The sequence below is a fragment of the Streptomyces sp. SP18CS02 genome (genome assembly GCF_036322365.1).
Classification (GTDB): Bacteria; Actinomycetota; Actinomycetes; order Streptomycetales; family Streptomycetaceae; genus Streptomyces.
This window is the reverse complement of sequence record NZ_JAQYXC010000075.1, coordinates 1-10,725: the sequence shown is the minus strand read 5'-3', so window position 1 is coordinate 10,725 and position 10,725 is coordinate 1. Positions and strand designations below refer to the sequence as shown.

Here is a 10,725-nt window from a genome sequence, read left to right as displayed (position 1 = left end):
GGTGCTGCGGACCGACACCTCGGGCGACCCGACGTTCCGCGAGCTGCTGGCCCGGGTCCGTGACACCGACCTGGAGGCGTTCGCCCACCAGGACCTCCCCTTCGAACGGCTCGTCGAAGAGCTCAACCCCGTCCGCTCCCTGGCCCGCCACCCCCTCTTCCAGGTACTCCTGGTGAAGAAGGACCCCAGCGCCTCCGGCCAGGCCGAGTCGATGCCCGGCCTGCACACCGAAGTGGTCCCGGTCGGTACCTGGGTCGCGAAGTTCGACCTGACGGTGGGGATCGAGGAGCGGTACGACTCCCAGGCCCGCCCCGCCGGGCTGGTCTGGACGCTCGGCCACGCCTCCGACCTCTACGACCACGCCACCGTCGAACTGCTCGCCCGGCGACTGTCGGTCCTGCTCACCGCGCTCGCCCACGACCCCGACCAGGCCATCGGCGCCGTCGACCTCCTCACCGACGAGGAACGTGACGACGTCCGCCACCACTGGAACGACACCGCCGCCCCCGTCCCCGCCACCACGCTGCCCCGGCTCTTCAGCGAGCAGGCCCGCCGCACGCCCGACGCCACCGCCGTCCTCTTCGAGGACCAGCGGATCGGCTACGCCGCGCTCGACGCCCGGGCCGATCACCTCGCCCGCCAACTGGTCGCTCACGGAGCCCGCCCCGAACGCGTCGTCGCCGTCGCCCTGCCCCGCTCGGCGGAGCTGGTGATCGCCCTGTACGCCGTGCACAAGGCCGGAGCCGCCTACCTGCCCATCGACCCCGACTACCCGCCGGAACGCGTCGCCCACATGCTCGACGACGCCGCGCCCGCCCTCGTCCTCACCCCCGAACTCCTCGCCCAGCTCGAAGCCGCCCCCGCCCCCGCCACCCTGCGCGACCTGCCCGAGGCCCGGCCCGGACACCCCGCCTACGTCATCTACACCTCGGGCTCCACCGGCCGGCCCAAAGGCGTCGTCGTCACCCACGCCGCGATCGTGAACCGGCTGGCCTGGATGCAGCACACCTTCGGTCTCGAACCCGGCGAACGCGTCCTGCAGAAGACGCCGTCCAGCTTCGACGTCTCCGTATGGGAGTTCTTCTGGCCGCTGATCACCGGTGCCACCCTGGTCGTCGTCCGGCCCGAGGGCCACAGGGATCCCGACCATCTCGCCGCCCTGATCCAACGGCACTCCATCACCACGGCCCACTTCGTGCCCTCGATGCTGGAGGCGTTCCTCGGCGCCACCGACATCACCGGCTGCCACTCCCTGCGCCGCGTCATCTGCAGCGGCGAGGCCCTGCCCACCGCACTCGCCGAACGCCTCACCGCCGTCAGCGCCGCCGAGGTGCACAACCTCTACGGCCCCACCGAAGCGGCCGTGGACGTGACCGGTCACCGCTTCGCCCCGGCCGGCAGCGGCACAGGAGCCGCGACGGCCGTCACCGTCCCGATCGGGCGTCCCGTGTGGAACACCGGCGTGCACGTCCTGGACGCGGCGCTCCGGCCGGTGCCGCCCGGGGTGCCGGGCGAGCTGTACCTCTCCGGTGTCCAGCTCGCCCGGGGCTACCTGGGCCGTCCCGGCCTGACCGCGGAACGCTTCACCGCCGCCCCCTTCGGGCCGCCCGGCAGCCGTATGTACCGCACCGGCGACCTCGCCCGGTGGCGCGGCGACGGAGTGGTGGAGTTCCTCGGCCGCGCCGACGACCAGGTGAAGATCCGCGGCTTCCGTATCGAACCCGGCGAGATCGCCGCCGTGCTCTCCCGCCACCCCGGTGTCCGTCAGGCGGCCGTCGTGGTGCGCGAGGACCGGCCCGGCGACAAGCGCCTCGTCGCCTACGTCGTCGGCGAGCCACGCCTGGACGACGCGGGTGACGCGGGCGACGCGGACGGCCTGGACCGCATGGACGAGCTGCGCGGACACGCCGCCCGTGCGCTGCCCGCCCACATGGTGCCGGGGCAGTTCGTACGTGTCGCGGAGCTGCCCCTGAGCCCCAGCGGCAAACTCGACCGCCGCCGCCTGCCCCGGCCCGTCCGCGCGGATGTCACACCCGTGCGCGGTCCCCGGGACAGCCGCGAGGAGATCCTGTGCGGGCTGTTCGCGGAGACGCTCGGCGTGGAGACGGTCGGGATCGACGACGGTTTCTTCGACCTCGGCGGCCACTCCCTGCTGGCCACCCGTCTGATCGGCGGGATCCGCCGCGCCTTCGGCGTCGACCTCGGCATCCGGGCACTCTTCGAAGCCCCCACCGTCGCGGGCCTCGCCTCCCGGCTCGACGACGGCCCCAGGACCGGGCGGCGAGCCGACAACTCGCTCTCCGCCGTGCTGCCGCTGCGTCCGCGCAGCGCTCTCGCCCAGGCCGTACCGCTCTTCTGCGTCCACCCGGCGGCCGGGATCAGCTGGGTGTACGCGGGCCTGCTCCGTCACCTCGGGCCCGAACGTCCGGTGTACGGGCTCCAGGCCCGCGGTCTGACGCCGCCGGAGCCTCCGGCGGCCGGGTTCGACGCGATGGTCAAGGACTATCTCGCGGAGCTCCGCTCGGTGCAGCCCGAAGGGCCGTACCACCTCATCGGCTGGTCCTTCGGCGGGCTCGTCGCCCATGCGCTGGCCACCCGGCTGCGTGCCGAGGGGCAGGAGGTGGCGCTACTGGCGATCATGGACGGGTATCCGCACCTGGCGCCGGCACCGTCCGGCACCGGCACCGGCACCGGCACCGGCGAGCGAGCGGACGCCTACACCGGCACCGGGCCCGGCAGCGTCGCGACCCGGCCCCCGTCCTGGACGGCCGGCGGTCCGCCGCCCGCCTCCTGCCCGCTGACGCTCGCCGCCCTGCTGGCGTCCCTGGGCCTCCCGGTCCCGGCCGGCCCGCTGACCTTCGGCCGGTTCGAGGAGACCGTACGGGAGACCGGCGGACCGCTCGCCGGCTTCGACGGCCCCGCCCTCGTCGCCCTGGCGGAGGTGTTCTCCTCGAACGTCCGGCTGCGGCACGAGTTCGTACCCGAACGCTTCGACGGTGATCTGCTGTTCTTCGCCGCCACGGAGGGCCGGTCCGGCCCCCGTCCGCGGCCGGAGGACTGGCGCCCGTACGTCGCGGGCCGGATCGACGTCCACGACCTTCCCTGCGCGCACGGCGACATGACCCGACCCGGGGCGCTCGCGCGGATAGCCGACGTACTGACCGCCCGGCTCACCCTGCCCGGGATCTGACACTCCGACCTGTCCCTCCCGATTCCTCCACCGCTCAGGAGAACCCGCATGCGGACCGACGACCACATCGCCAGCACCGTCCCCGCCACCGCCACCGCCCCCGAGCCCGTCACCGCTTCGGCCGCCGAGGCCGATGTGCGGCGCTACTACGAACTGGTCGACGCCGGTGACGTACCCGGCCTGGTGGGCCTGTTCACCCCCGACGCCACCTACCACCGCCCCGGCTACGAACCGTTCGCGGGCCACGAGGGCCTGACCCGCTTCTACAGCGCCGACCGCGTCATCCGGTCGGGACGGCACACCCTCACCAAGGTCGTCGCGGAGGGCACCGACATCGCCGTGCACGGAGAGTTCAACGGCGAACTCCACGACGGCACCACGGTCGGGCTGCGCTTCGCCGACTTCTTCCAGCTCTCCCCGGACGGCCGGTTCGGCCGTCGCGACACCTTCTTCTTCGCCCCGCTCGTCTGACCGGCTTCGGCGGCCCGCCTCCGCCCGACGCCGCTTCCCTTCGCCGTTCCACCGTCACGTACCGACTCGTCTCGTAAGGACTCGCCATGACTCTCGCCTTCGACCAGAGCCCCGCCGCGTCCGCGCCCCGGCCCGTCCGATCCCCGGGCCACGGCGACGCGTTCACCGACCACATGTACACGCTGTCGTGGAGCCCGGCGGACGGCTGGCACAAGCCCGAGCTCACACGGCTGCACGACCTCACCCTGCACCCCGGGACGATCGGTCTGCACTACGCCCAGGTCATCTTCGAGGGCCTCAAGGCCCACCGTCAGGCCGATGGCGGGGTGTCCGTGTTCCGGCCGTGGGACCACGCCCGCCGCTTCCAGCGCTCGGCCCGCCGTCTGGCCATGCCGGAGCTCCCCGAGGAGATCTTCGTCGACTCCATCGAGCAACTGCTCCGCGCCGACCAGGGCCTGCTCTCGGACGACCCGAGCCACAGCATCTATCTGCGGCCCCTGATGTTCGGCACGGACGCCAATCTGATGCTCCGTCCGTCCCACACCTTCCAGTACCTGCTCATGGCGTTCGTCGCCGGCGGCTTCTTCGGCAAGGCCCTGGAGACGGTGTCGGTGTGGGTCAGCCACGAGCACAGCCGCGCCATCCCGGGCGGCACCGGCAACGTCAAGTGCGCCGGCAACTACTCCGGTTCGTTCGTCGCCCAGCTCCAGGCGCAGGAGGCCGGCTGCCAGCAGGTGGTCTGGCTGGACCCGGTGGAGCGCACCTGGGTCGAGGAGATGGGCGGCATGAACATGTTCTTCGTGCGCGGTACCGGCCCCGGGGCGGAGATCGTGACCCCCTCCCTGAGCGGTTCGCTGCTCCCCGGTGTCACCCGCGACACCCTCCTCGGGCTCGCGGAGGGCCTGGGTTACGTCCCCCGGGAGGAGAAGGTCTCCCTGGAGCAGTGGCGCCGCGAGTGCGCGCAGGGGCGCATCACCGAGGTGTTCGCCTCCGGCACCGCCGCCGTCGTCACCCCCGTCGGCCAGGTCAAGGACCGCGACGGCAACTGGACGATCGGTGACGGGACCCCTGGCCCCGTCACCCTCGCCCTGCGCGACGCCCTGGTGAACCTGCACCACGGCACCGCACCCGACCCCCAGGGATGGCTCCACCGGATCTCCTGACGACGCGCGGGCCCGGCCGCACGGACACGACATGGCGGAACGCGGGGCCGGTGAGCCGACTCGCCGGCCCCGCGCAGGGGGGCCGTCTCCCGCACGAGGGACCCGCCGGAGGAGGTGGTGGGTGCCGGGACCGGCCCCGGCACCCACCACCTCTTGCCGCCTCTTGCCGCCTCAGGCCGTGAAGGCCGTTCTTACGGCAGTTCCCACTTCTGCTGGGGACCGGAGCGGCACGTCCAGAGATGGACCGGGGTGCCGTCGTTCCACGTCCCACCCGAGACTTCGAGACACTTGCCGGACCGGGGGTTGCGCACGGTGCCGTCGCCCTGGGGCCGCCAGGTCTGGGCCTCCGTGCCGTTGCACGTCCACAGCTGGACCCTGGTGCCGTCCCCGGTACCTCCTCCGGCGACGTCCAGGCACTTGCCGAGGGCCTTCATCGTCCCGTCCGCGGACACGGTCCACGCCTGGGCGCCCGTGCCGTTGCAGGACCACAGCTGCACCTTCGTCCCGTCGGCGGTCTGGGAGTCGTCGATGTCCAAGCACTTGTTGCCGGCGCCCCTCACCTCGCCGGTCGCGGACGCGGCGCCGGGCAGCCGGTTGAGCGTGTACCAGGCCTCGGTGCTCCACAGGGTCTCGCCGCCGGCCGAGCTGAAGGGACGCGGCGAGCGGACGTGGACGACGCGATCGGCCTTCAGTCCCGCAACGGTGAGCGTCACCGTCCTGCGGTCCTCGGACAGGGTGGCCGACCGGGCGGCGAGTGTCTCCTCGTCGACCTTCGGGCCGCCGTAGTTCGCGGTGGGCGCGTAGCGCCACTGCTTGATCCGGTACCGCTTGGCCAGATCGGTGGCCGTCCCGGCCGACAGGGGCTGCGTGTACTCCAGCGCGAAGCCGCCGGGTACGGCGCGCATGGCGCGGATGTCGAAGGCGTTGGTGCCGTTCGGTGTCAGCTTCTGCAGGCCGTGGGTGAGCTTGCCCTCCTGGCCCCAGTTCCCGCCCGCGCCGAGCCCGCCGGCGTACAGGGCGCCGTCCGGGCCGATGCTGATACGGGTGACACCGGCCTCCAGCCCCTGCGTGAGGCGGAACACCGCTCCCTGGTACTCGCCCCCCACCTTCTCCAGGAAGCCGCGCTGGACCCCTCCGTAGGTCACGTCACCGAACAGCATCTGGCCCGCGAACGGGCCTTCCGTCAACTGGACCGGCGTGCTGGGGGAGTTGGCGATCTCGTTCTGGGGCAGCCACAGCACGGGTCTGGTCACCGGGTGGGCATCGAAGGGCCCGTCCGGGTTGGTGTAGTGGTTGAAGAACCGGCCCTGCTTGATGTGGACGAGCTTGGACGAGGGCAGCCAGCCGCCCTGGTTGTCGGTCACGAACAGGTCCCCTTCGGGGCCCCAGCCGATGCCGTTCGGGGTCCGCAGGCCACCGGCGATGTACGAGACCTCTCCGGTCGCCCTGCTCACCTTGATGGTGGTGCCGCGGTTCTGGGCCGGCTGCGGATCGGTGGTGGCACCGCCGTAGTTGATGGCGACGGACAGGTTCAGGTAGAAGAAGCCGTCCTTGTGGAGCAGGCCGAAGGCGAACTCGTGGAAGTTGCCGCCGAACGGCCAGGTCGCGACTCTCCGGTACCGGTCGGTGACTTCGTCCCCGTCGGTGTCGGTCAGCTCGGTCAGCTCGTGCTTCTGGGAGACGTAGAGTCTGCCCTCGACGTACGTGATGCCCATGGGCTCCTTCAGGCCCGAGGCCACCCTCTTCACCGTCACCTTGTCCGGGCCGGTGCTTCCTGTGACGTTGCCCAGCAGGTAGACCTCGCCCACGGTGTTGTTGCTGCCGCCCCAGGTGGCCACGGCCAGGCGGCCGTCCGGCAGCCAGTCCATCGCCGAGACCTGCGGCTCGAAGCCGTCGGGCCGCAGGTTGGTGAGGGTGTAGTTCGGGTGCGTCCGGGACAGCGGCAGTCCGTCACCCGGGGTGTCCGAGCCGCCCTCGCACTGCTTGGCCCCTGGCGCCGTCACACGGACGACGTCGGCGTCGGTGCTGAGTGCCGAGTCCGGCACGACGGTGAAGCCCGAGGCGGCCGGCGGCTTCCAGGCCAGCGTCAGCTGCTGACCGCCGTCGCGTTCGAAGTGCTCGATCCGTAACGCGTGATAGCCGGCCGTCAGCTCGACCGTCGCGTCCTTGGGCTCCGCACCGTGCAGCCCGTCGTGGCTGATGACCACTTGCCCGTCGATCGAGAGGCGGGAACCGTCGTCGCTGGTGAGGCGGAAGGTGTAGCTGCCGGTGTCGGGGGCGTTGAGGTTGCCGATGACGTGCGTGACGAAATTGCTCTCCAGGCCGAAGTCTCCGGCCGAGGACCAGTCGATCACGGGCATCAACTTGTCGATGTTGGGTGTCTGACCCGCTTTGAGGGTGCAGATCTCACTCAGCGGAACCTGCACGTCGAAGACGCGCAGGGTGACTCCGGGTTCCTGCGGCGGGAGAGCGGCGGCGGCCGGATCGTCCGGGAGCGCCGGGGTGGCCGAAAGGCCGATGGTCAGCAGTGAAGCGATAAGAGTTCCGGCCAGGCGTCTGACCGGTCGGCGGGGATCCAGCCGTGGATACACGTGACCTCCTGACGGCCCCTCAGGGAAAGGGCTCCATCGGGCAAGTGGGGGATCCACCGCTGCCGGGGCGCGCCGTCGTCCCGGATACGGAGGTGCGCGGGGCGGAACACATGAGGTCCGCACTGTCGCGTTCGGACACAGTAGGGACTTCTCCTGTGGCCGTCCATGCTTTGTCAACGGTGTGCGGAAAGTCGCGGCCGCCCGGGTCGTGGAGGCGGCCGGGTGGTACATCCGATCTCGCGTACGACGAGGCGCAGGTCAAGGGCGCCTGCCCGGACGGACGGGCCCGGATGCCGGGGCGGCGCGCTGTCTGCTGCCGAATCGGCGCAGTGCGGCGCGGGGGTGGTGCGGGACCCCGTGAGGCGGTGGCGGGCCGCCGGGCGGGTGGACCGGGCCGCTCCCGTCGGCCCACCGGTGATGTGGACCACCGGCGAGCCGGCCCCCGGCCCTCGCCGCGAGAAGGCCCGCTTCCTGGGCGGCGATCACTTTGTCCCGACCGTGGAAGAAGTGGCGAGATCTTGTGCGAAGTGGGTTACGGAACCCAACAAAGCCCGCTAGCTTTCCTGACATGAACCGGTCATAGGTATTCCAGCCGGTCTCAACGGCGCGACGGCGCGCGCCCGCATGTTCCCCCGGCAGTCCGGCGCGGCCTGCCGATATCCCCCACCTGGGAGACATCTGTGCGCACGAGACCCTTCAGACACAGACATGTCCGTCGCTTGCTGACCGCCGCGGCATGCGCCGTCGGACTTCTGCTTCCGGGCCCCCCGGCCGCCGCCGTGCCCGCACATCCGCAGGGTGAGGCGGAACCGATGGCCGCCCCGGAGTTCCAGCAGGTCACCCTCGCCAAGGGCGTGGCCGAGACGGGCGAGCCCATGACACTGGCGGTGCTGCCGGACCGCTCGGTCCTGCACACGTCGCGCGACGGCACGGTCCGGCTCACGAACGCTGCGGGAACCACCACCGTGGCGGGCAGGCTGAACGTCTACAGCCACGACGAGGAGGGTCTGCAGGGCGTCGCCGTGGACCCGGGCTTCCCGTCCAACCGGCACGTCTACCTGTACTACGCGCCCAAGCTCGGTACACCGGGCGGTGACGCCCCGGCGGACGGTACGGCCGCCGACTTCGCCCCGTTCGACGGGGTCAACCGGCTGTCCCGGTTCGTCCTGAAGACGGACGGCACCCTGGACCTCGCCAGCGAGAAGGAGATCCTGGACGTTCCCGCCTCCCGCGGCCTGTGCTGCCACGTCGGCGGTGACATCGACTTCGACGCGGCGGGCAACCTGTACCTGTCCACCGGCGACGACACCAACCCCTTCGCCTCGGACGGTTACTCCCCGCTCGACGAGAGGCCCTCCCGCAATCCGGCCTACGACGCCCAGCGCTCCTCGGCCAACACCAACGACCTGCGCGGCAAGGTGCTGCGGATCAAGGTGAACGCCGACGGGACGTACGCGATCCCGAGCGGCAACCTCTTCGCGCCCGGAACCGCCAGGGCGCGCCCCGAGATCTACGCCATGGGCTTCCGCAATCCCTTCCGCATGAGCGTGGACAAGGCCACCGGCATCGTCTACCTCGGCGACTACGGTCCCGACTCGGGTATCGCGAAGCCCGAGCGAGGGCCCGAGGGCCAGGTCGAGTTCAACCGCATCACCAAGGCCGGCAACTTCGGCTGGCCCTACTGCACCGGCGACAACGACGCCTACACCGACCACGACTTCGCCACCGGCGCCTCGGGCGCGAAGTTCGACTGTGCGGCGCCGAGGAACAACTCGCCCAGGAACACCGGACTCACCGACCTGCCCCCCGCCCAGCCCGCCTGGATCCCGTACAACGGCGGCTCGGTTCCCGAGTTCGGCACGGGGTCCGAGTCCCCCATGGGCGGGCCCGTCTACCGTTACAGCGCCTCTTCGACCTCCGAGGTGAAGTTCCCGCAGGAGTACGACGGGGACTTCTTCGCCGGCGAGTTCGGCCGCCGATGGATCAAGCGCATCGAGTCGGCCGGCGACGGCACCGTGCAGTCCGTCAACCCCTTCCCCTGGGCAGGCACCCAGGTCATGGACATGGCTTTCGGCCCCGACGGCGCCCTCTACGTCCTCGACTACGGCACCGGGTACTTCAACGGCGACGAGAACTCCGCCCTGTACCGCATCGAGCACGTCACGGGCGGCCACGCGCCGGTGGCCCAGGCCAAGGCGAACGTCACCTCCGGCAAGGCGCCCCTCGCCGTCTCGTTCTCCTCGGCGGGCAGCTCCGACGCCGACGGCGACGCCCTCGGCCACGCCTGGACCTTCGGTGACGGCGCCACCTCCACCGCCGCCGATCCCTCCCACACCTACTCCGCCGACGGCCAGTACACGGCCACGCTCAAGGTCACGGACGCGACCGGAAAATCCGCTACCGCCTCGGTGCGGATCACGGTCGGCAACACCGCTCCCACGGTCAGGATCGACCTGCCCGGCGACGGGGCCGTCTACGATTTCGGTGCGGCGATCCCGTACAAGGTGACGGTGTCCGACCCGGAGGACGGCGCCATCGACTGCGCCAGGGTCAAGGTGAACTTCATCGTCGGGCACGACAGCCACGGCCACCCGCAGACGTCGGCCACCGGCTGCACCGGCGCCCTGCAGACCCTGGCGGACGGCGAGCACGACCCCAACGCCGACATCTTCGGCGTCATCGACGCCGAGTACACGGACAAGGGCGCGAACGGCCAGCCCGCGCTCACCACGCACGACCAGATCATCACGCAGCCCAGCCACCGTCAGGCCGAGCACTACGGCGACTCCGCCGGCGTCCAGGTCGTCTCCCACGGACCCGCGCACGGCGGCAGGACCGTCGGATACATCGACAACGGAGACTGGATCTCCTTCACGCCGTACACCCTTGGCAACGCGGGCACATTCACCGCCCGGGTCTCCTCCGCGGGCGCGGGCGGCACGATCGAGGTACGAGCCGGATCCCGGACCGGCCCGCTGCTCGGCACCGTGACGGTGCCGGTGACCGGCGGCTGGGAGATCTTCCAGGAGGTGACCGCCACGCTCGGCAACCAGCCGGCCGGTTCCACGACCCTCTTCCTCGTCTTCAGGGGCGGCAGCGGATCCCTGTTCGACATGGACGAGTTCTCCTTCACCACCTCGGGCGGCGGCTCCCGCTCGGGTGAGGTGATGGGGGTCGGTGGCAGGTGTCTGGATGTCGACGGTTCCCATACGGAGGACGGCACCCGGGTGCAGATCTGGACGTGCAACGGCACCGGCGCCCAGAAGTGGACCGTCGGGCAGGAGGGCACGCTGCGGGCCCTGGGCAAGTG

General features: G+C 71.3%; 5 protein-coding genes. 4 read left to right on the top strand and 1 reads right to left on the bottom strand.

Features of this window, described 5'->3' with window-relative positions:
* From PUR26_RS00385 to PUR26_RS00375, 3 genes are all read left to right on the top strand, one after another.
* A partial coding sequence (locus PUR26_RS00385) for an amino acid adenylation domain-containing protein (RefSeq protein ID WP_329868076.1) occupies positions 1 to 3,190 on the top strand: 3,190 nt, incomplete at its 5' end.
* Positions 3,191 to 3,238: 48 nt separating this feature from the next.
* Positions 3,239 to 3,661 (top strand): nuclear transport factor 2 family protein, encoded by a 423-nt coding sequence (locus tag PUR26_RS00380; RefSeq protein ID WP_329868075.1) that lies wholly within the window; start codon positions 3,239 to 3,241, stop codon positions 3,659 to 3,661.
* Between the two features lie 86 nt (positions 3,662 to 3,747).
* Positions 3,748 to 4,824: a branched-chain amino acid aminotransferase gene (locus PUR26_RS00375; RefSeq protein ID WP_329868073.1), complete on the top strand. Its 1,077-nt coding sequence runs from the start codon at positions 3,748 to 3,750 to the stop codon at positions 4,822 to 4,824.
* A 191-nt stretch (positions 4,825 to 5,015) separates the two neighbouring features.
* Here PUR26_RS00375 and PUR26_RS00370 read toward each other — a convergent pair whose 3' ends face one another.
* Positions 5,016 to 7,415, bottom strand: coding sequence for a lectin (locus PUR26_RS00370; protein ID WP_443076914.1), 2,400 nt, complete (start codon positions 7,413 to 7,415; stop codon positions 5,016 to 5,018).
* 680 nt (positions 7,416 to 8,095) lie between these two features.
* On the opposite strand from PUR26_RS00370, the gene PUR26_RS00365 reads away from it, so the two are divergent.
* The coding region (locus PUR26_RS00365; protein ID WP_443076913.1) for a PQQ-dependent sugar dehydrogenase at positions 8,096 to 10,725 on the top strand (2,630 nt) is incomplete at its 3' end.